Annotated in this window: 17 protein-coding genes; 10 read left to right on the top strand and 7 right to left on the bottom strand. The window is 57.9% G+C overall.

All coding sequences use genetic code 11. The annotated features are described in order from the left end of the window. Positions 1-765 (top strand): carbohydrate-binding domain-containing protein (locus AC0L3K_RS16925; protein WP_473366430.1); only part of this gene is annotated, 765 nt, incomplete at its 5' end. Positions 766-888: 123 nt separating this feature from the next. Here the strand turns inward: AC0L3K_RS16925 and AC0L3K_RS16920 are convergent. Then, complete coding sequence (locus tag AC0L3K_RS16920) at positions 889-1965, bottom strand: glycosyltransferase family 2 protein (protein WP_473366429.1); 1077 nt, start codon at positions 1963-1965, stop codon at positions 889-891. A 7-nt stretch (positions 1966-1972) separates the two neighbouring features. Then, positions 1973-3022: a glycosyltransferase family 4 protein gene (locus AC0L3K_RS16915; protein WP_473366428.1), complete on the bottom strand. Its 1050-nt coding sequence runs from the start codon at positions 3020-3022 to the stop codon at positions 1973-1975. Between the two features lie 523 nt (positions 3023-3545). Between AC0L3K_RS16915 and AC0L3K_RS16910 the strand changes: the two genes are divergently transcribed. Next, positions 3546-3857, top strand: a complete 312-nt coding sequence (locus tag AC0L3K_RS16910; protein WP_473366427.1) for a hypothetical protein — start codon at positions 3546-3548, stop codon at positions 3855-3857. Between the two features lie 59 nt (positions 3858-3916). Here the strand turns inward: AC0L3K_RS16910 and AC0L3K_RS16905 are convergent, their stop codons facing one another. The 3 genes from AC0L3K_RS16905 to AC0L3K_RS16895 all read right to left on the bottom strand — a co-directional run bounded on the left by AC0L3K_RS16905 (position 3917) and on the right by AC0L3K_RS16895 (position 6858). Further along, positions 3917-4609, bottom strand: a complete 693-nt coding sequence (locus AC0L3K_RS16905; RefSeq protein ID WP_473366426.1) for a class I SAM-dependent methyltransferase — start codon at positions 4607-4609, stop codon at positions 3917-3919. 69 nt (positions 4610-4678) lie between these two features. Beyond that, the gene (locus AC0L3K_RS16900) at positions 4679-5914 is read right to left on the bottom strand and encodes a glycosyltransferase family 4 protein (RefSeq protein WP_473366425.1); all 1236 of its coding nucleotides are present in this window, start codon (positions 5912-5914) and stop codon (positions 4679-4681) included. A 44-nt stretch (positions 5915-5958) separates the two neighbouring features. Continuing rightward, a complete protein-coding gene (locus AC0L3K_RS16895) occupies positions 5959-6858 on the bottom strand; it encodes an FkbM family methyltransferase (protein WP_473366424.1) in 900 nt (299 codons plus the stop codon). 256 nt (positions 6859-7114) lie between these two features. Here AC0L3K_RS16895 and AC0L3K_RS16890 point away from each other — a divergent pair, with 256 nt between their 5' ends. The 8 genes from AC0L3K_RS16890 to AC0L3K_RS16855 all read left to right on the top strand — a co-directional run bounded on the left by AC0L3K_RS16890 (position 7115) and on the right by AC0L3K_RS16855 (position 19678). Beyond that, on the top strand, positions 7115-9082 hold the full coding sequence (locus tag AC0L3K_RS16890) for a hydrolase (RefSeq protein WP_473366423.1): 1968 nt from the start codon (positions 7115-7117) through the stop codon (positions 9080-9082). 127 nt (positions 9083-9209) lie between these two features. Next, complete coding sequence (locus AC0L3K_RS16885) at positions 9210-10616, top strand: hypothetical protein (protein WP_473366422.1); 1407 nt, start codon at positions 9210-9212, stop codon at positions 10614-10616. After that, a complete protein-coding gene (locus tag AC0L3K_RS16880) occupies positions 10613-12673 on the top strand; it encodes a glycosyltransferase (protein ID WP_473366421.1) in 2061 nt (686 codons plus the stop codon). The genes AC0L3K_RS16885 and AC0L3K_RS16880 overlap by 4 nt, the downstream gene beginning before the upstream one ends. A 73-nt stretch (positions 12674-12746) precedes the next feature. Next, positions 12747-14168 (top strand): lipopolysaccharide biosynthesis protein, encoded by a 1422-nt coding sequence (locus tag AC0L3K_RS16875; protein ID WP_473366420.1) that lies wholly within the window; start codon positions 12747-12749, stop codon positions 14166-14168. A 47-nt stretch (positions 14169-14215) separates the two neighbouring features. Continuing rightward, positions 14216-15067 (top strand): glycoside hydrolase family 16 protein, encoded by an 852-nt coding sequence (locus AC0L3K_RS16870; RefSeq protein ID WP_473366419.1) that lies wholly within the window; start codon positions 14216-14218, stop codon positions 15065-15067. 76 nt (positions 15068-15143) lie between these two features. Next, positions 15144-16271, top strand: coding sequence for a glycosyltransferase (locus AC0L3K_RS16865; RefSeq protein ID WP_473366418.1), 1128 nt, complete (start codon positions 15144-15146; stop codon positions 16269-16271). Positions 16272-16548: 277 nt separating this feature from the next. Next, positions 16549-18759: a polysaccharide biosynthesis tyrosine autokinase gene (locus AC0L3K_RS16860; protein ID WP_473366417.1), complete on the top strand. Its 2211-nt coding sequence runs from the start codon at positions 16549-16551 to the stop codon at positions 18757-18759. Positions 18760-18985: 226 nt separating this feature from the next. Next, the gene (locus AC0L3K_RS16855; protein WP_473366416.1) at positions 18986-19678 is read left to right on the top strand and encodes a sugar transferase; all 693 of its coding nucleotides are present in this window, start codon (positions 18986-18988) and stop codon (positions 19676-19678) included. A 539-nt stretch (positions 19679-20217) separates the two neighbouring features. Here the strand turns inward: AC0L3K_RS16855 and AC0L3K_RS16850 are convergent. Further along, the gene (locus AC0L3K_RS16850; RefSeq protein ID WP_473366415.1) at positions 20218-21552 is read right to left on the bottom strand and encodes an NAD(P)-binding protein; all 1335 of its coding nucleotides are present in this window, start codon (positions 21550-21552) and stop codon (positions 20218-20220) included. Positions 21553-21929: 377 nt separating this feature from the next. Then, positions 21930-22280, bottom strand: a complete 351-nt coding sequence (locus tag AC0L3K_RS16845; protein ID WP_473366414.1) for a VanZ family protein — start codon at positions 22278-22280, stop codon at positions 21930-21932. Between the last annotated feature and the right edge of the window lie 17 nt (positions 22281-22297).

The following is a 22297-nucleotide window of genomic DNA, read 5'->3' as shown; positions in this document are numbered from 1 at the left end:
CCGGATCAACTCGTCTTCAAGATCAGCGAAGATGCTTATCTCGGCGACGCGCTCTACACCATCTCAGTCGATGGCACTCAGGTCGGCGGGACGCTGACGACCCACGCATCGCATGCAGCCGGTCAGTCCGACACGGTCGCAGTGCAAGGGGCTTGGGGATCCGGTGATCACACCGTCCTCGTCCACTTTCTTAACGACCGTTGGGACGGGACCCCGAATACCGACCGCAATCTCTATGTGGACTCCGTCAACTTCAACGGAACGAACCTGCCGCAAGGCGCGATCGGAAACGTGCTTGGACAGACCTTCACCTTCCATGACGGCGCGTCGGCCAGAACGACGGCGCCGGCGATCACGACCCTACCACAGACGAACTCGGCCGATACGTCTTCACAAGTGCAAAGCGGGTCATCACCAACGATCGGCGCCGGTCCGGATCAACTCGTCTTCAAGATCAGCGAAGATGCTTATCTCGGCGACGCGCTCTACACCATCTCAGTCGATGGCACCCAGGTCGGCGGGACCTTGACGGCCCACGCATCGCATGGGGCCGGTCAATCCGACACGGTCGCAGTGCAAGGGAATTGGGGATCCGGCGATCACATCGTCCTGGTCCACTTTCTCAACGATCGCTGGGAAGGGACCCCAGACACCGACCGCAATCTCTATCTGGATTCGGTCAGCTTGAACGGAACACACCTACCGCAAGGCGCGATCGGAAACGTACTCGGACAGACCTTCAGTTTCCATGATCTTATCGGGTAGGATCGATAGCTTTTCAGGCCGCAATTGGACGCTGGAACAGATTGCGCACGGATGTCGATCAAGCAACAGCCTCGCCGTCATTGAACATAGCTGCCAGACCTGATGCTGGCCGCGGGGCCGCGACTAGCGCTGCAAAACGAAGCGGCGAAGGCCCGCCATCGATTGGCTCCAGTTTCGAGACCTGCAGGCCATCAATGCCTTGGCTGGTTCGCGAGGCAGCACGGCCCCGAGCACAAAGAAAGCAGCTAGCGCGAGTTTATGAACGATTGAAAAAGGTTCAGATCCAAGACTCGCAAGCAGCTTCGGCAGCATCGAAGCTGGCGAGCTGCGCCCCGATACAATCTGAAGGCAGAAGTTGCGCTCGCGATAGTAATAGGCCCGTTGCGGCTCGATCAACGTTCGGCCCGGAGCAACGCGAGCGAGAATGCAGCGCAAGTGCTCCGTACGCGCCACGAACCTCTTGATGTCGCGGTCCAGCACGGAAGCGGTTGGAAGCTGACCGAGCTGCGAGTCGTTCAGGCCGTGCACGCGGTAATTTCCCAGCTCTTCGGATAGGCTCACTATGTCCCCAAAGAACGGAGCAACAAACAGGACGACGCCATCAACGGCCCTATCGTAGTCCACTTCTCGCAACAGCTCGCAGACGTCCCGACGAAACACATTTCCCGAGGTCGGTGGCGTCTTGTAGACGGCGCGTCTAAGCACCTCATTGACCAATCTGTCGCGCTCTCGGAACGATTTGAGCGACGACAGCGATCCGATACGGTTGCTTTCGGCATCTACGAGCGTCAGGCCGAATTGGAGTTTTGCAACGCGCTCGTCCAATTCAGCGACGAGTCTGGCTAGTGAACCGGGCTTCAGCTCGTCATCGGCGTCGAGGAACAAAACGAATGGTGCTTGTGTCTTGTCCAGACCAAACAGGCAGGCGCCTAACTGCCCTCGATTTTCAATCTTGAATGCGCTAACGGCGCAACGAGTTATCGCCTCCCACGAGCCGTCAGTTGAGCCATCGTCTACGACCAGGAGTTCGCAGGCATCACACTTTTGGTCCAAGACGCTCTTGACCGCTCGCTCGACATAAGCCTCGTAGTTGAAACAGGCAATGATAACGGCCAGCTTAGGAGCATCCCTTGCCCCTACTCTAGAGCACGTCATTGCTGTCGTTGGATCACTTGCTTCGTTTGGCTCAGGCGTGAGCATGAGTGTGTCAAGACGCCTCCTGGTAAATCGCGAGGGTCTGACGAGCGACCCGGTCGATCGTAAGGAACTCGAGATTGAACTGACTTTTCTTCTTCCACTCCAGCACGGCTTCTCGGTCCTGGAGTAAAGAGCGCAATACTTCGGCAAGTCTTTGCGGGTTGCGCGCGGGAACGAGAACGCCGGCGCGGCCGTGTTCAAGCAGTTCAGGAATTCCGTCCACATCGGTCGCGACAATGGCGCAGCCAGCTTCCCGCGCTTCCGACAGCACCAGCGGAGCGGGATCAGCATGCGAGGGTAATACGAACACGTCGGCGCCTGATAAGAATGGGAAAGGGTTATCTTGGGCGCCCATGAATGTCACTGCCGACGCACACCCCATGGAGCTGACTTGCGCGGCATATTGCTCGCGGTGAGGTCCGTCACCCACAATATACAAGTGCCCCGTTCCGAGCACACTGTAAACCATATCGAATGCCGAAAAGAGGTCTGAAAGCCCCTTCCGCGGATGTAGTCCGCCAACGAATATGATCGCTGGAGATTGAAGGGAAGCTGGTGCGCGATCCTTCTGGTCGAGCCGAGCTGCACCAATTGTTCCATTCAGAACCACTCGAATCCTCGACTGCGGGATGCCTCGTTTTCGCATTGACTTACCAACGGCTGCACTAACCGCGATCACTCTCGCTCCCAAGCCCATCAGAACGGCGCTTCTCTCAAACTCGTTGTGAACAGTGGTGACGAGCGGGATGCCGAGCAACTTGCAAATCGGCCATGCAAGAACGGCACTCGTCATCATATGGGCATGAACGACCTCTGCTCGCCAATCGCGCACGAGCCGGTAGAGAGACAGCGTGGCGTGTAGAAGTTGCTTGGGTCGGCGCTCCAGACTGACGCGCATGGTTTCGACATTGTTGCCCGCGAGCAGGAGATCAAAATCGCCGCCGCCGCTCACCATTGCGACTTGATGACCGAGTTTCACTTGCGCACAGGCGAGGTCCACTGCGGCATGCACATGGCCATTCAGGCGTCGCGTATGATTGAGCAATTGTAGAATGCGCATGGATACCTGCGGCAAATAGCGATGGACGATGAAAAATACCCCCAGGCCGGGTGCTCAGCGCACTCAGTAGGCTGATCGACCTCGAGCTGAGCGAAAACAACACTGTTAACGTGCAAATTCCCTGCCAACGCAAAATCCGTAGAAACTCGGTCTTGGCTTAAAAAAAGGGTTAATCGGAAGAGGGTCAGCTTGATCTGGTTCCCCCACCTGCTATTCTGTTTTCATCGCTGGCTTCCGCAGCGGGACTGCCTGCCCAAAAAACGGGCCTAAGTAACTGAATTGAGTGGAGCAAAACCGGCTTGGCTCCCCGTGAGAGCTGCACCTCCACAAGATCTTGCCATAGTGCGCGTTTAGACATCGGCGCGGAAGGAGTGATCTCGTCGTTTGACGGATTCATTTGACTTGGGCAGCGGGGCAACGCGTCGAACTCGGGCTTGGGGCCCAGGGGCACGACGCCGATGCTCAAGGGCGTTCGTTCAGCTCAGCTCTTCCCAACAGACTTCGCGCATCGAAGGGCATTGGAATGGAACACGCGGCAATCGGACTGGCAGTTTTTGGGGCGCTGTTGGGGCTGCGCTTCCGATTTAGGGTGTTACTCCCCTTTGTCTTGCTCGTGCTGCTTGTCGCGCTGTTTCTGGCATTCAATCGCCAGCTTGGTGCGCTTCAGACCGTGCTCATCGTCCTCATCTCCCAAGCCATCCTACAAGGCAGTTACTTTATCGGCCTGGCTACCCGCGCGCTGTTTCGCGTCTTCCAGCGCAAGCTGATTGCGACCGATAAGCTGGCTGCAACGGACAAGAGTCGGTCCAATTCGGAGTCGATCGCCTCCAACTGAGTTCGACCGCGAGGCGCGTCAGCCTCTGAGCGCAATCAAGCTTTCTTAGCTATCTATCCTCACTTGGCGACGACCAGCAGCGAGTAGCCGCCCAGTAAGCGCACTGCAAGATCAGCATCGAATGCAAACATCAGGCGGCGGGGCAGTCGCATGAGACGACTCGTGAAGGCCTGATTGGGCAATTCCAACCGGCTCCCGGTATAACAATGATCGACAATCGTGTAGCCGCAATCTTCGAGCGTCGCCAACGCTGATTGTTTGAAGAAATAATGGATGTGTCCGACATTGCGCCTGAGTTCTGTAATCGGCCATGCCCGCAAAATGGATTGCGCGGAGAGATCTAGTGGAATGTGAAAGATCTTGAATGTTCCAAACCGCCGCAACTGCTTTATGAATGAAATATAATCCTCAACATGCTCAATCACATCTATTGCAAGGATAACGTCGAACTCCAAATCCTGTTCGCCCAGCAGGTCGCTTAAGTGAAACTTAGTGCGTTGTGTATCTTTGGCCGCTGCCCGCCTGAACGCATCGGGCGAGATTTCGTATCCCGATAAGCGCGCGCCCGGAAACGCCCTTTCCAGATTCAACAAGATCTCGCCTGTCCCGCAGCCGATCTCGCATATCCGTTCGGTTGGGAGGTTGTTTCGCCGGATCATCTGCGCGACGTGACCGGCCTTCCACGGCGCGTCCTCTTCGTGCCATGTCGGATTGTTCTTTCCGTAAGCATCGCCCTCGTATAATTCCTTCATTGCGAATCCTTCTTTGAACGAAGTCGTGGGTTGCTTTTCGGTTTATCGCCTGAGGTCATCCAATAACATCTAAGTTGACGCTCGCTCGGCTGCGGTGACTACGGATCGATGGCTGGACCTTCGCAAGCTATCCGCAAGCTCCGCGTATAATTTTTCCGCATTATAGCTCGTTTGGACGGTTTCACTCGCTGCTCGCCCAAGCGACTGGCGATCGCGCCAGGCCTCAAGGATTGCAGCGGTTAGACCGCTCACGTCACCGACGGGAAAAAGCAATCCATTAACTCCGTGCCTGACCAATTGCTCAAATGCCCGTATTCGGCTGAGCACCACCGCCGCACCGCAAGCCATTGCTTCCAGCACGGCAAGAGCCACCGCCTCATTCGCCGATGGCATCACATATACGCCGCACCGGCAAAGCAGCGCGCGCACGGCGGAGCGATCGACAAACCCGTGAAATCTCACCCGGTGCGACAAGCCGAGCTTGGCGGCGAGCCGCTGCAACAGGTCCTTGTCCGGTCCAGTGCCGACGATATCCAACGTCCACTCCTCAGGTAGGCCGACGAGGGACCGAATAAGGTCGGTTGTGCGTTTCTGCCTGTTGGTCAAGCGCGTGATCGTCAGAATCGTCTTGGAGCGGCTTGCGGTGGCATCAGGAAAGAACTCGGATACGTCGCAGCCGTTCGGCTGAAGGCGGGATCGACCGCCGTATTGGCTGACGATGCGACACTCCTGCTCGGTTTGACCATAGAGCAACGCCGTCTTGTGGAAACTGCTGCGTTTGAACAGCGTCACGACGCGGTCCGATAGGCCACCATGATCTGCACCGACGACCGGCAAGTCAAGTCGGCCTACCAGATGGTCAAATCTGCCACTCCAATATTCCTGCACGTACAGCAGATCAATTTCATCTGCGATCAGCGCGCTCCGAAGCGGCTGCATAAAGGCAATCGTGTTCAGCCGTTCCTCCGCATAGAGAGACCAGCGCGAACGGCGCGACAGGCGCTTGACCCACACACGTTCAATCAGTCTGTACCAATGCTCAAGCGGTAGAAATCGAACGACCACCCCCACATCTGTGTCGTATTTGCCTGCTTCGCGCAGTGACGGGATGTAGAGCAATGGCCTAATCCCGTTTCGGCTTAGACCGCGAGCATAATACCAGGCCCAGTCGTTTCGATAGCGCTCGAGATAACTCGCGCGCGTCTGCCCCTGCACCCAACCGAAAAACCCTTCGAAGGAACTGCAACTGAGCAGCATCGCAACCTTGATGCGCTTAGCTTCGGTCGCGGGCTCCAACAATGACATCTTCGCGGCTTTCTTACTCGTGCTGCAATATCTTCATGCAATCATCAGTCCACGGCTGGCCCGCTCTTCGCGTTCCCCACCGCGCCAGCCTTCTGAACCGTACTTGCGTCCAAGCGCCTCTCAAGATTCGTGCCATGGCGGGATACCATATGCTGCGAATGCACATACCAGCCGTCCCACTGCGAGAACTCCGCGAAAACCCGCTTGTATCCGTGCTTCGTCAGAAGCCCCTCGATGGCCGCTTCGGTTTGCCGGTTTTGCTCCACGGAGAGCAAATCGATGGTGTACCGAGAAAAATCAAAGCTCCTGAGGATGTCATACTCGCTACCCTCGGTGTCGATCGACATGTAGTCGATCCTACGAGGAGCATTGCAGTCCGCCAGCAGCTGGTTAAGTGAGACTGTCTCGACTTCGATCTCTTCTCCTTCGGAGCGCACGGCTGCAAAGTGATCTCCCGAAGCGAATTCGGCTACCCCGCTGAGCTCCGGATCAACTGCATTCGTGACCAAAAAGCGTACCTTCTTGCCGGAGCTTGAGCTGACGCACCGACGATCCTTACGAGAGTTGCGGTTCTGTGCGAGCGCGTCGTGCCAGAATGGATTGGGTTCAGCTAAAATTCCTTGCCACCCGTATTCTTTTTCCAACAGCCAGGTGTTGCTATTAGTCACTCCGTTGGTTGCCCCGAACTCAACAAAGAATCCGCCTCGTTTTTCTCCGAGTTCGTAGCTAATCCACAAGTCCTGAAATATTTGCGATCGTGATCGATCACGGTTCACAAAGCAGTAGGCCAAGAACCGGATCTCGTCCATCCGACCAAAGCGTTCTACTTCGGGGCGCCGCAACCGGATGGCATTGAAGATCATCCTGCGGAGCGAGGCGCTTTGTGCAGCCCTGAAGGCAACATAAGCAAGCGCGGAAACGCCAAGCTTAGCAATCGAACGCATTGTTGTGTCTCTAAATACTCTCGCTAGAACTGGCCAGCCGCGATTGGGTGGGAATTCGGCCGATGATCATCAATCCAGATAACTCTTGAATCCAAAATCCAGACGCCTCTTCGAGTTGGCACGCAAAATGCTACAAGTAATCCAATCATCTGAGCAACATCTAATTGCGGAGCAAGCGATAGCATAAATTAGTCTGCAACCGTTGAGCGCGTTCCAAGGGCATGGCGGTCAGTGGCGTTTGGAGTTTTTGTAGATTATGAAATCACATAGGCTAGCCGAGCTGATCAGCTCCGCCGATGGCGTCGATATAATATCCGTCGATGTCTTTGACACGCTTCTGCTGCGAACCGTGCGCTCCGCCCGCTCACGCATTATGCAAGGTGAGCATTTATTCAGCAGTTTTCTGCGGGCGCGTGGCTGGCTAATCGAACCTGCTCTGTTGTCAAAAGCTAGACAGGAAGCCGAGCGACTCACCTTCCGGGCCCTGGCCGTACGCGGATCGGGTGAGGCCCGATTGCTCGATGTTATCGATCGGCAGCTCAGCTTGCTAGGTCTACCGCTTTCCGTCGGCGCGGCGCGGTTGGCGATTGAACTCGAGGTCGAGAAGACTTCGCTTGTCGCAAACCGGGCCTTGGCCCGCGCTCTGCGCGCCCGCCGGGAGAGGGGCAGCCGCATTGTCGCCGTCAGCGACACAATGCTGTCGTCTGCGGATTTGTGTGAGCTGATCCGGCATTTTCATGGGCACGATGTTATTGATCAGATCTACAGCAGCGCCGATCAAGGACGAACCAAGCGTGACGGTGACCTGTTTCCTCGCGTCGCCGAAGTTGAAGGCGTGTCCTTAGGCAGGATCCTGCATATCGGCGATGATCCGCACGCCGACGTTCGTCGCCCGTCGGCGCATGGACTCACGGTCGTTCATACGCCTCGGCCGATCTGGCTGGGCTACTTACGTAAGGCCAATGGTGGTTTGGTCGCCGCTCAGGCTGCGTTGTCAAGACCCAAGCGCAGCATCAGCTCGCCAGCGGCGGCACCTGAAAATGCGTATACATTCGGGCGTTTTGTCCTTGGGCCGATTGTCACTCATTTTTGTTTGCTGATTTGGCTATATGCCGCCGAAGCGGAGGCACATGACAAGGCGACCTTGCTGTTTTGCGCCAGGGGAGGCGTTGGAATCCGAGAGGTCTTCGAACGGGTAGTCGCGAGGCTCTCGCTGCCGCTCGGCATGCGGCGGGAAAACATCATGGTCTCGCGCCTGGTTGCGGCGCGCGCCGCGGTCCTGGTCCGAAGCGCTTCAGCGCTCGAAGAGGTTGCTCGTGAGTTTCGAAGCCGCTCGTTTTTTGATGTAGCTAGCGCCCTTGGTGGAGGACACTACGAGCTTCCAGACCAGTGGAAGCGGCCTTTTCGTGATGCGGACGCTTTTTTTGCAATGCTGTTTGATGATGGTGCCAAAGCCGTGTTGTCCGACATCCGCATGCAGAACGCGCTGTTCGAGCGGCACTTTGCCAAGCTCCGGGGCGATGCTTGCCGAATTTTGTTGTGCGATACAGGCCTCTATGGAAGCACGCAGCGGCTATTGGTCAGCGCCTTTCCTACGCAGCGAATTGAAGCAATTCAATTTGCCCGAGCAAACTACAAGGGACATAGCGAGGAGCATTTCAAGCAAGTAACCGGCCTGCTGGTGGAGCGCAATCGTTACAGCCCGCTCGACGTCCGTTCCTCTGTCCTGCGGTACTGGCATCTCATCGAGAGCTTGTTCGAGCCCGCGGTCCCCTCTGTTACTTCATTTGTCGACGAGGGTGAGGAGGTGGTCGCCAACTGCGGGGACGTCCGGTTCGGGTTCGTCGATCCAAGCCTTGGAAACGAGCTGCTATCCGGAGCTCTCAGCTACGTGGACAACCTTCCGGCCGATGGCGGGGCAGCAGCATTGCGGGATGTCGAGATCGCTTGGATTCGCCTTAAGCGAGCGATTACGCGGCCCACCGCGGGCGAATTGCGATGCCTCGAAGTCCCCGGGCGATCCGTCGACTTCGGTAGACCCGAGCTCCTGCAAGCATTGCCGGCCGAGCAACCTCGTCCGGTGTTGCGCAAGTTGGCATCGCTACGATTTGAACTCTGGCGTGAGGGCGCGATAGCGCGGCAATTTCCCGTTCTAAAGTACGCTCTCCTGCCAATGCTTGATTCCGTGCATTCCCTCAGGGGCATCGTGGCTCGCCAGCATTGAAAACGCTTATGTGGAATCCAACAGCAGTTCGCGCAACGCGCCCGGTCAGCTTAGCGGGGTCAGGATTTTCGGCTGAAGCGCGCGGCTGCGTGTCGCACGAGCCCGGTATAAACGCCGCCGGTGCGTCATGTCCGTAGAACCGATCGGCGTTCTGACCATCCTACTCGGCTTGCTTTGCCTGCCCCTGGGATACCGAGCCACGTTCGGCGCGCTGCTATGCACAGCTCTGTTCGGCGCCGCCGCCGCCATCCTTGTCGGCGGCGCCAACATCCAACCGGCCCACCTCTTCTTGAGCTTTGCGTTGGCGGCGGTGCTGACCCGGCGGCACGAGGCTGCCGCTGCGATGCGGGCCATGACCTTCGGCCAGCCCGGATTTTGGCTGTTATGTTTGGTCATCTTTGCAGTCGGCTCTGCGCTCTTGATGCCACGTCTACTGGCTGGCGCAACGCAGATTGTGCCCCTTGGAGCGTCGGAATACGCCAACACCGGCTCGACTGTGCCGCTTGGACCGGTGTCCAGCAATTTTAATCAGTCCGTCTACATGGCGGCCGATCTCGCCTGCTTCGTGATCACGGCGGCAATCGGAACCACCCAGAGGGGGTTTCGGGCTGTCGTCGCCGCAGTACTCGGCTATTGCGCCGGCAATATTCTGCTCGCCATGCTGGACATTGGGACCTATGCGACCGGCACGCAAGGTATTCTCGATTTCATGCGTAACGCCCAATACACAATGCACTCCGATGACCAGGTCAATGGTGTAAAGCGCATCGTCGGTTCATTTCCCGAGGCCTCCGCATTCGCGCGCGCCACGCTCGGCGCCTTCGCGTTCACCGGTACACTTTGGCTGAGCGGCAGGAGCCTGATGGTGACCGGTCCTATGGCGCTGGCATCCCTCGCGCTGGTCATCCTGTCCACCTCCTCGACAGGATTCGCGGGGGCTCCGCTGGTCGCCTCAATCCTTTACGCCGGACTGGTGCAGCGGAGCGGCTTTCAACCGAACCGTCCGTTCAGTTCCGCGGCTGTGCTCTGCACGCCTATCATTTTGATCGTCGTGATCTTGGGGGTGCTTCTCGACGAGCGCGCCAGCGAAACGGTTCGCGGCTACATCGACACGCTGATCCTTAACAAATCGTCGTCGACCTCGGCGGTCGAGCGCAGCTCGTGGAATGCCGCTGCGCTACAGAACTTCTTTGATTCTTTTGGTTTTGGCGTTGGACTCGGAACCATTCGCACCTCGAGCTTTCCGATCGCACTTCTTGCAAACGTCGGTATTCCCGGAACCGCCTTCTACGCCCTGTTCGCCGCAACGGCCCTGTTCCGGCAATCGAAAGGCCGGCGCACCTATGAGGCGGACGCCGGCCTCGCCGCCCGGAATGCATGTTTTGCGCTCATCATCGGCGACACGTTGGCAGCCCCGACCGTGGAGCAAGGTCTGCTGTTTTACGCCCTCGCCGCGCTGGCTTGCGCCTCACCTCAGGACCACCTCGAACGAGTACTGCTCACCCCATCCGAGCTATCGGGAGCCAAGGCATGAACTCATCCAGCAGCCTTTTTGGCGTGAATGGCCGCTATTTAACTCAGCCCAAAACTGGCGTGCAGCGCTATGCCCACAACGTCGCGGCGGCGATGAATCAAGCACTCGTCGCGTCGGGCGCGGAGGTTCCGATCATCGCCCCCATGGCCGCAGCCGATCCCGGACTTCAGGCCATGCCGCTCATCACAGCGGGGCCCGTGGGCGGACACCTTTGGGAGCAAGCGGTTCTTCCAGCGCGGTGGCCCGGGCGTTTGCTCAATCTCGGCAACACCGCCCCGGCCACCAAATCGGATCAGGTCGTGTGTATTCACGACGCAAACGTGTTCGATGCGCCGGAGAGCTATCGAGCGACATTCCGCGCCAGCTACCGCGCCCTGCAACCGCTGTTGGCCAGACGGGCTGCAAGGATCACAACCGTGTCGACCTATTCCGCCCGGCAGCTTGCCAGGCACCTTCCGGTGCGGACCGCAGATATCGTGGTACTTCCAAATGGACACGAGCACGCCTTGGCTTGGGATCCAAGGCTCGCGCGCATAGCTCCGGAGGTTGCAGCGGAGAGCCGGTTTGTGCTGGCGCTCGGATCCCGCGCTCCGCACAAGAACCTGCAGCTGGTTGCCAAGATCGCGCCTGAGCTTGCCGCAATGAACATTGGCGTCATCGTTGCGGGAGGAGGCGCGGGCATTTTCGCTCCGGAGAGTCTAGCGAACGCTCACGGACTAACCCTGCTCGGCCACATCACAGATGACGATCTCGCCTATCTCATGGATCGCGCCTTGTGCTTGATCTTTCCATCGTGGACAGAGGGTTTTGGGCTTCCGATCATCGAAGCCATGGCACGCGGATGTCCTGTAGTGGCCTCGGATCGGGCCAGCATGACCGAGGTATGCGGCGATGCCGCCTTGCTCGCAGCTCCTGACAATCCGCTGCGATGGGTCCAATGCATTCAACAACTCTCGATGACGAGCAATCAGCGGGATGAACTCATCGGACGCGGCCGCGAGCGAATCAAAATGTTCTCTTGGGAACGTACGGCGGCTGGATATCTCGAACTGATGCGAGAGCCTGCCGCTGCTGTGAGAGGGCAGCAGACGAGCGTTATTGGGCCGTTACCCAAGGTGGCAGTGGCGATCGCAACGCGAGGGCGGCCTGAAATGGTGACCGCGACCCTGACTCACTTGCTGCAGACCCAGACTCTCAAGCCGAACGCGGTGATCGTTTCTTGCGTCACCACGGAGGATGCGGGCGATGCCGCCAAGCTGCCTGGCGTTCGAGTTGTCACCGGTCCGGGCGGCTTGCCGGCTCAACGCAATACCGCGTTGGCCACGCTCAGCGGTGAGATCGACGTCATCGCGTTCTTCGACGATGATTTCTTGGCGGATCCCGATTGGTTGGCTGCGGCCGCGCAGACCTTTCGAGACGAGCCGGAGGTCGTGGGTTTCACCGGGTATCTTTATGCCGATGGCATTCTTGGACCAGGACTGAGCTTTGACCAAGCACTGCGCATCATGACGGAAAAAACTCTGCCGCACGAGGCACCGCGCATCGAACCATTCAGCCCGTACGGCTGCAACATGGCTTTCCGCATGTCCGCGATCGGCAGCACAACATTTGATGAGCGCCTTGTCCTCTACGGCTGGCAGGAAGACCGGGATTTTGGCGCGGCGGTGGCAAAGCGAGGCGGCCGCCTGATCAAGTCCCCGCGGGCCCGCGGAGTTCATATGGGGGTCAAGTCCGGTCGTGTTGCCGGAGATCGGCTGGGTTATTCGCAAGTCGTCAATCCAATTTATTTGCTACGCAAGGGTACGACGACGCCTCGACAGGCAATAGGTCAAATCTTTCGAAACGTGGCCATCAACTTGGCGCGCTGCGCCAGACCCGAACCTTTCATCGATCGGCGGGGGCGGCTTCGAGGAAACATACTCGGTTTCGCCGACGTGCTGACAGGCCGTATCGAACCCGAGCGTGCAGCCGTAATTGTGCCGGGCGGAAAGAAGAGCTCGGGTCCACAGCTGGGAGTTCCAACGAAAGGCAATCGCGATGACGCCGCAGTCTTGTGAGGCCGCGCGACCGAAAACCGGGCTCGGATCAAAGACGTGGCATAGCCCCGTCGAAACGTGCAGGCAGTAAGTCGTGCTTGCCCGCAAAACGATCTTGGGAGCCGCCTGGACTGTGTCGTCCAGGCTTACAGCCCGGACTATCGATTTCGTCACGCTTCTTGTCCTCGCACGCATCCTGACACCCGCCGACTTCGGCCTGACTGCCCTCGCAGCGACAGTAACGGTCATCGCGGACATGGTGCTTGAGGTGCCAACCCTCCAGGCCCTGACGCGCCTGCCACATGTAACGAAGTCGCACTTGGATACTGCCTTTACCTTGAGCGCCCTGAGGGGGGTCGCTTTGGCATCTGTGCTTTTGTCGGTGGCGTGGCCATTTGCACAGATCTACAACGATCCCCGCCTCCTCAGCTTGATCCTCGTCAGCGCAATCGGACCATTGGCCCGCAGCCTGTATAGTCCCGGAATGGTCGAATACATCCGCAGCATGACCTTCAGGCAAGTTTTTCTGGCCGAGATCTTCGGCAAACTCGCCGCAGCCATTGTTGCGACGACCGCGCTCGGTCTCGGAGCTGGGTACTGGGCCATTGTCGCCAGCGGCGTAGCGGCGTCCGTGGGCGCCACATCGATATCTTATATATTGGCACCTTATAAACCGGGCTTCTCGTTATCCCAATTTCGGGAGTTCTCGGCCTTTCTCGGCTGGCTTAGCGGCGCGCAAATTGTTATCGCCCTGAGCTGGCAGTGTGACCGGATCCTACTCGGCTATTCATCGAGCAAAGCCGCGCTGGGCCAATACACCATTGCCAGCGACCTCTCGGTGATGCCGACACAGAGCCTGATAGGTCCGGCGATGCAGCCTCTGATGGCGGCATTCTCGCAGATCAACCAGAACCAGGACCGGCTCCGCCACGCGTATTCGAAAGCCTCCCGGTTCACGATGCTGCTCGCGGCGCCGGCCTGCATCGGCATGTCATTGACCTCGGACCTGATCGCCGAGGTACTGCTGGGCCCGCAATGGAGCGACGCCGGCGTCTATTTGCGATGGCTCGCCCTGTCGACCGTCCTTAGCGCCTTCTATCAGCCACTGCATTCGTTGGCGCTTGCCACCAATCGAACGCAGTTGGTGTTTCGCCTAACTCTGGTCGAGCTGTGCGCCAAGCTCGTTCTTATGTTCTTGGGTTTCTATTTTTATTCTCTTGCCGGGGTGGTCGCGGCACGAGGCGCGGTTTCGTTCATCATGTTCATCCTCTCCTTGATCGGAGCGAGACAGCTTGTCGGAACAAGCGTAGCTTCCGAAGCCGCCAATCTCTGGCAAATCGCCGCTGCCTGCGCGGTGATGACCCTTCTGGTGATCGGGCTACGATACAAACTGCCTGAGATCCATATGGTGGCTTTTGTTGAATTGGGTGTGATCTCATTGTTCGGCGCAATCGTCTACGTCGCCGCGCTCTATGGCTTTGGTGTCCGGATAAACAGCCGGGCAGAGGCCGTGTGATACTCGATGCTAAAGGAGAACGCGATGCGCGAGAAGGAGCATGCAACTTGAAGCGATCGACCTGGGCAGGAACACCAGTCGTGCTCGCCCTTGGAGCTTCACTTGGCTCTGCAATCGCAGCCGAGCAGCCCCAATCCTGTGAACTCCATCCCGTCTTGCTTGAAGAATTCGACGAGCTCAGTGTCTCAGCTAATCGCGTCGGTCCCGCACGCTGGACCGCCCACACGCCCTGGTCGGGCGATTTCGGCGACGCGGCATTCGCAAATCCGGGGCCTAGGGGACCATTTAAGGTCGAAGACGGAATTCTGGCCATCACCGCTTCAAAAGATCGCAACGGCAGGTGGACGTCCGGTCTGCTGGCGGCAGCCGATGCTTCCGGCGCCGGGACCGGGACCCGTTACGGCTATTTCGAAGCCCGCATGAAGATGCCACCCGGCCCGGGAACGTGGCCGGCGTTCTGGCTTGCTGCCCTGAAGCCCGCCACGGTGACTGAAGGAAATGTCGAAATCGATATCATCGAGTATTACGGGCAGTTCACATCCGCTTATCAGGCCGCCACGCACATCTGGTACAAGCAGCCGCATAGCACCCGGGGCGAGGCGCAAAAGGTCAGCGTACCCAACGATGCCCTTGTCCAAGACTTCCATACTTTTGGCGTCGATATCTCGCCACAAAAGCTTGTGTTCTTCTTTGACCGAAAGCCGGTCTGGAGCCAACCAGCTCCACCTGAACTCGACGGTCCGCTCTATCCTCTCGTGAACCTTGCCCTCGGTGGCGGCTGGCCTATCGATCAGACACCCAGTCCTTCTACGCTGTTGATCGACTATGTCCACGTGTACGGGCGCGGGGCTGGTCCGGCCGAGGGTTGTCCGCCAGCCCCTGAAATCCTGCCACGTTGAAGCTTGAGTGTCCGCTCGAAGCCGCTGGGGAATTCACGGCGTATGGTTTTTGACTCGTTCGCGGGAGATTGATTGCATGAAAGTCGCGATTATTCACTATTGGCTCGTGGGGATGCGGGGGGGCGAGAAAGTCCTCGAGGCGCTCTGCGAGATGTATCCCGAGGCGGACATCTATACGCACGTCTATGTCCCGGAGATGGTGTCCGAGACCATTCGAAAGCACCGCGTTATTTCGACCTTTATCAATCGGCTCCCGCGCGCTCGACGCATGTACAAGACCTACCTACCGCTCATGCCGATCGCTCTGGAGCAGCTCGATTTGCGGAACTATGACCTCATCCTCAGCAGCGAAGCGGGGCCGGCAAAAGGCATCGTTGCCCCTCCGCACGCCCTGCATGTGTGCTATTGCCACACGCCCATGCGCTACATTTGGAATATGTTTCACGATTATCGAGCAGGCGCAGGCGTCCTGGCGCGTCTGGCAATGCCCCCGTTTGCACACTATTTGAGGCTTTGGGACGCCGCTTCGGCCGCGCGGGTCGACAGCTTCGTCGCCAATTCTGCAACGGTCGCTGGACGTATCCGCCGCTACTACGGTCTCGATGCGACCGTGATTCACCCTCCGGTCGATACGGCGGCATTCTCCCCGTGCCCCTCCTCCGAACTCGGCGACTACTATCTGATGGCGGGCGAACTCGTGTCCTACAAGCGACCTGATCTTGCGGTACGCGCCTTCAATGAATTGAAATTGAAACTAGTGGTTATCGGCGGCGGAGACATGCTTTCCGAGATCCGCCGCCTCGCCGGCCCGACCGTCTCAGTGCTGGGGCCGCAGCCGTTCGAGTCACTCAAACACCACTACGCGCACTGTCGCGCGCTCATCTTCCCTGGAGAAGAAGACTTCGGCATGGTCCCGGTTGAAGCTATGGCGAGCGGACGTCCGGTGCTGGCTTTTGGGCGCGGCGGCGCCACCGAGACGGTCGCGAACAACGTGACCGGACTGTTCTTCGACGAGCAGACTGTCAGTGCCATCGCCGAGAGCATCGCCAGATTCTCAAAGATGACCTTTGAGCCCGAAGCCATCATTGCTCATGCCCAGCAGTTTGGCCGCGAGCCATTCATCCGCAAGATGCATTCCCATATCGAGTTACTTTTGGCCCAACGCGCCCGATCGAGAGTCCGGGGCCGAGCAGCGCTCAGCTAAACACCTGCCCGCAACCGTCGATTGCGCACGCGGCTAAGATGCATCTTACGGCATCGCCGTGCTTACCACCCGCAGCAGCCGGCTTCACAGAGGGCCGCAGCCAGCAGTTGATCGCTTCTTGAGCACGGGCTGCAACGGATTTGTGCTCTGAAACGGCGGTTTAATCGGCGATACTGGCTCTCGTTTTCGAATGTCCGTCCTTGTTTTGCACGAACTGATGCGGGCCCTTCTTTTGGAATGTATGCGTTTTTAACACGAGTTGAGTTGAGGGCGTGGAATGAACATCGCCGGCGAATTTCGGCCTCAAGCAACGGCGACGGAAGCCGGTCCTGATCAGGCCCGATCCCTGCTTCTGTTACGCGACTTCCTACGTCGCGAATGGCGGCTCATCACCTTCGTGACGGTTGCCTCGTTAGCGCTTGGCGCTTTTTACGTCGGGATCGCACCGCGCAAATTCACTGCGCAGGCCGACATGTTCATTGATACCAAGGGGATTACTTCTCCGCAAAGCGAGAACTCCCAGGAACATCACAGCGCAGACGACTCCGTTGTGGAGAGCGAGATCGAGACGACCCGGTCGGAAAAAGTGGGAAAGGCGGTCATAGCCCAGTTGCACCTCACCGACGATCCGGAGTTCGCCTCCTCGAGCGCCGCAAGCTTGGCCCGACTGTTGCGGGTCGCGAAACCGTCCGAGGAGAAGCCTTCGCCTGTTGAACTGGAGCGACGGGCGCTTGGTGTTCTGAAAGACAATTTGCGCGTAACGCGTTTGGGTCGCAGCTATGTCGAGCAGATCGCCTATACCTCGCTTGATCCAGATAAGGCTGCACGGATCGCCAATGCGGTCGCAGAGGCCTACATCGAGTACCGGCTGCAGGCAAAGTACGAGGCCACCCGACGCGCGAGCATTTGGCTGGAGCAGCGGATTAGCGAGCTTCGTCAGCAGGCTAGCACCGCCTACAAGGCCGTTCAGGACTTCAAAGCCGAAAACGGCATCATTATTGGTGTCGAAGGCAAACTGGCGAGCGAGGTTGAGCTCGATCAGCTCGGCGTGGCGCTGGCCAAAGCTCGTGCCGACACCAGCCAAGCTCGAGCCAAGCTCGAGCGCATACAACGCATCATCGAACAACGGCCCGAGAAGGAAAACTTCAACATCCCTGATCCGGTTGTCACCGATGCGCTTAACAGCCAGGTCATCACCAAGCTCCGGCAGAAATTCCTTGAAAATCAAAACAAGCAAGCCGAATGGAGCACCCGCTACGGCTCCGAGCATGAAGCCGCCAGGAATCTGCGCTCGGAAATGGCCGCACTGCAACGTTCGATGTGGGATGAAATCTCCCGGATCGCGGAGAGTTATAAGAGTGAGCTCCAGATCGCGAAGTCGCAGGAAGAGGCGATCGATCGGCGAATGATCGAGATCTTCCAGCAGTCCGGCGCGACGCGGCAAGCTCAGGTTCACCTGCGTGAGTTGGAAACGGGCGCTAACACCTACCGCGGCATCTACGAGGCCTTCTTGTCTCGATTCACTCAATCGGTGCAGCAGCAGTCGTTTCCGTCGACGGAGGCCCGCGTGGTGACGGAAGCGTCTGCTCCCGCCAAGCCGAGCTCGCCCAAGCTCGCAATCACATTGGCCTTTGCAGCCATGTGTGGGTTGGGCTTGGGCATGCTTGCTGCGATCGCCCGGGAGCAATTCATGTACCGGAAGGTCCACACACGCGATCAGCTCGAGAAGCTCTTGGGCACGACCTGCCTGGCTGCGTTCCCAGCGGTTTCAGGATTGACGGCTCGACTGCGGGGCGGTCGACTGAGCGCCTTCCATCAGATCAACCGAGCCGCGCCTTTTTCGGCTACGGGCGAGGCTTTGCGCTACATCAAAGTCGCAATCGATCTTCACCCGGCGAGGGCGAAAGTTATCGGCGTTACGTCGGCCCTCCCCGGCGAAGGCAAAACAACCGTGACCGCGGCTCTTGCAGCATTTCTTGCAAAAACGGGAGCCCGTACCCTTCTGATAGATTCGGATCTACGTAAACCCGCTTTGTCCCAAATGCTTGGCTATGAGCGCCGGCCCGGGCTGCAAAACATGGTCGCCGATCGGTCGAAGCTCAAAGACGTGATCATCAGCGACACCATGTTCAACTTCGATGTCGTGCCCTCTCCCGCGACTCCAACGCCTTCGAACAGCTCCGATGTCCTTCGTGCACCATCGATCAGGGTCGAATTGGAGAGCGCTCGGGAGGAGTACGACTATATTATTTGCGATTTGCCGCCGATCTTGCCGATCGTCGACGTCAAGGCGATAGCAAGCCTCTTCGACGCTTTTCTGATGGTGGTTGAATGGGGCACGTCCACCGACGAGGTCCTCAAGGCCATTCGATCATCGCCGCTTGTTTCGGAGCGATTGCTGGGTGCCGTCCTCAATAAGACGGACGAAGCATTTATGCGCCGCTTCGAGGGCTATTCCGATCGACGCTATTCGTATTACCAAAATTGAAGAAGCCAGCGCTAATCCCATGGCTTTTCTCAAACGCGCGCGGCAAACTCTGCGAACCAAGTATAATTTTAAGCTGAAAAAATCCGCTTTTGTGCCGAAATTTTAAACTTGTGCTAATTGTGCGCCGCCGTCAGAATTTAATCTGCTCACAGGGGGCAATGCGATCTAGAGAATAGAGGGGACGAGCTCAAACGCTTTTTTAGATGTTGTTTATGGAGTTCCCGCAATGACCAATGTGGTCGATACACGCGGCGAGTTGCCTTTTATTTCCGTGGAGAGGCGTTCTCCCGTCCACGTGGTACCGCGTCCCGTGGGTGCAGTAGTAAAGAGATCGGTCGATCTGGTATTGGCAGTTATTGGCGTTCTGCTGTTTTCTCCTTTATTGCTGATTTGTTACTTAGCCTTAGTTCTTTCGTCGCCAGGATCGGCGCTGTTTCGTCACAGGCGAGTTGGCTTTAACGGTCAAACCTTCGACTGCCTGAAATTCCGTACCATGGCGCCGGACGCAGCGGAGCGGCTGCAACGATTGCTGGAGTCCGATCCTGCCGCGGCTGCGGAGTGGCACGCCGCTCGCAAATTACGCTCTGATCCTCGCGTAACGCTGTTGGGCGCAATGCTGCGCAGATCCAGTCTCGACGAATTGCCTCAACTGTTCAATGTCATTCGTGGTGACATGAGCATCGTCGGCCCCCGACCGGTCACAGAAGAAGAACTGGCGCGATACGCCTACAAGGTCGACGCCTATCTGGCCTGCCGTCCTGGAATTACAGGCCTTTGGCAAGTGAGCGGTCGCAGTACAACCACCTACCGCAGGCGCGTTGCCTGCGATGCGTTCTACGCACGCAATTGGTCCGTGGTACTCGACACCAAGATAATGCTCGCAACCATCCCGGCTGTGTTTGAAGATGCAGCATATTGAAAGTCTGGTCGACTCGACGCCCGACCAGACATCTCTCTGCAGAGGGGAGGCCTGACAGCCTCTGGCAGGACAGAACGCCGTTTGAACTGAAGATTGATCACCGCGCGATTGGACCCGGCCTTTTAGGCCGTCACGGCACTCACAACCTGCGAGATCGATTGCACCATTGAGGGATGATGATGAGCGCGAGCTCCACCCATGCCACGGCTTTCGAAGCCATTTGCTCGAACTGCGCGACGCTGGCGGTTACCTTCGAGTGTGCTGACGGAGCCCTCGATGACACGCCGATTTTTTGCAGGAAGTGCGGGCGCCTGCGCGGCCTCATTGGCGCAGTCAGGAAGATGGCGCACCAGCCCGTTGCGGCCTGCACGCTCACTTGGCTGGACCGGCACTGAGCGATACGTAATTCCCAGCTCCGCAGGAAACCTACTTTATCAGCCGAGCACGTGCTCACCGCGCCTTCAACAGGCCCTGCGCAAACTGTGGCAGCTATTTACTGGAACTGAGGGTGCGCGCGCACGGAATCTGCTCCTGTCCCGCTAATCCGGACGAAGCGCGGCTTCGGCTTTTAGCGTGGAGTCGCGAGCGGTTGGTTGATAGTCAAATCTGCCTTGCCGTCCAATCGATTCAATTCCCAACTTGCGCAGTGCGACCACCGCACTTGCCGCGTGCTCGTCGGCCTGGTCGGTGTAGATCGGGTAGGCATTGCCAAGCATATGCGCGCCCTCGAGCCGAAGGTCGCCTAAAAACAGTCTGTTGTCGCAGGTGTGAGTTCTAAAGTCGCAATCTGCCCTACTGGTGTCGTGGGCCACGTGCTCAGCATTGACTTCGACAGAGAAGAATTCCCGGCCGAGGCACCTGCCGTAAAAATCGGAATGAATCGTCAGGCGCTTCCACGCCCCTGCCCTTGAAAAATTGTACAAGATCGGCTGTGTGAAGCCTCTCTCACCGGAAAAACTATAGAACAGCGTCAGCAACGTGACGGTCTTCAGGTCTCGACGGCTTTGCAAACCGCACAATTCTTGGATACGCGCTAGCGGAATGGTCGAGACCAAGCGCCGAGCGACGATCGCGCGGTCGTTGGCCAGGACGATCGAAAACTCGCCGTTCTGCCCTTCAACGCGAGCTATCTTGGTACCCAAAACAAAGTCCGCGCCTTGGCCTTCAAGCCGCTCCATTGCTTTGCGATACAGAAATGTGAAGCCTTCCCGCGGCCGAACGAGTTGTTGATTGGGAGTTACGTTAGGGGCACGGCGGAAGGCCCGCGCGATAAGGTTTCGCAGCGTCGCATGCTCCTTGATCCAAAGCATTCTTTTCTCTGCAAACTTGACGTCCACCTGGTCGGCAGGAAATCCGTAGAACCGGCTCAAATAATAGCCGAGTCCCGTGCGCTCCAGTAACCGCCTTCCGATCCAAAAGGTTGCAAAGTCCTTGGCGTTCCGGATCTTGCGGCGGAACGTTCGCGCAAAGATGATCGAGCTCACCATCCGAAGCCATTCCAACGGGCCGGCTGAAAGCAGGTCGTCCCTGATGGATAGCGGATAGTGGCTTACTGCGCCTTGGGGAGTGAGCCGCCCCCATGACGGGTAGATCTGAATGTAGAGCGGTAACAACTCGGGAAAGTGTGCCAATAGCGGCGAATCGTCCTGGAAGATGTAGCTGCCGACATCGAACGTATAGTCGCCGATCTTGCAGTCGATATGATTGCCGCCGATCGAAGGATACTCATCGATGACTAGCACCCTCCGAGCACCTTGGCGCTGCAAAATTGACGCTGCCACGAGGCCGCTAATTCCAGCGCCCAAGACCACTGCCTCGAATTGGTCGTCAACACCTTCAGCCATCGGAGTGTCGACGGTGACCTGTGATGTCATCTGGCAATCATCCGTGATGGGCCGCAACCGAGTGACCGAGCGTAAGTTTTGGAAAACAAACCAGCAGGGTTAAAGCTGATCCGCGTTGGAGCTCAAAGATCATCTCCCCAGCTCCCGAAATAATGTACCCACTCGACCGACGAAGCTACGCGATATTGCAGACGATTGACGCACAAAATTGAGCCATATGCCCAATGCGTCGCCCACATATCTGTCACTCGGCTTTCTGACCGCCATTAAGCAGGTCGGGAAAGAGGCAACCTGCTCGGGCGCACCAGTAAAGCAACGTACTTACGAATTTGCCGAACACACTCATTCGGCGAGTTGGCTCTGGCGGCGGCCAGGAGCCTAATCCGTTGCTAGCTTTGCGGCCGCAGTCAAGGCTGGGGCAGGTTAGCGTCGTTAGCCGCTCTGCGAGACGTTGCGAGCATCCTGAAGACAGCGTGAAGAACAACAATGCCGACGACACCACCAGAGATCTTTTCTACGACGTCAATAAAGCCCGGATCTCGATCGGCGCGGAATCTCTGTAGGAGCTCCAACAGGATTGCCACGGCTGATACGAGGCCAACGGCGAGACCAACGCGGCCCGGTACAGCGAAGTAGAACAGACCTCCAAGTACAGCGTATGCGCCAAATCGCTCAATGATGGTGATCAGATTGGACTCATCGGCACTTATCAGAAAGGGTCTCGCTGTCATTGTCGACAGGGTTGCGTAGGCGATCAAGCCTAATCCGATCGCGG

Source organism: Bradyrhizobium sp. MI1.10 (assembly GCF_055811035.1).
The sequence above is the reverse complement of the archived record's forward strand: the minus strand, read 5'-3'. Positions and strand labels throughout refer to the sequence as shown.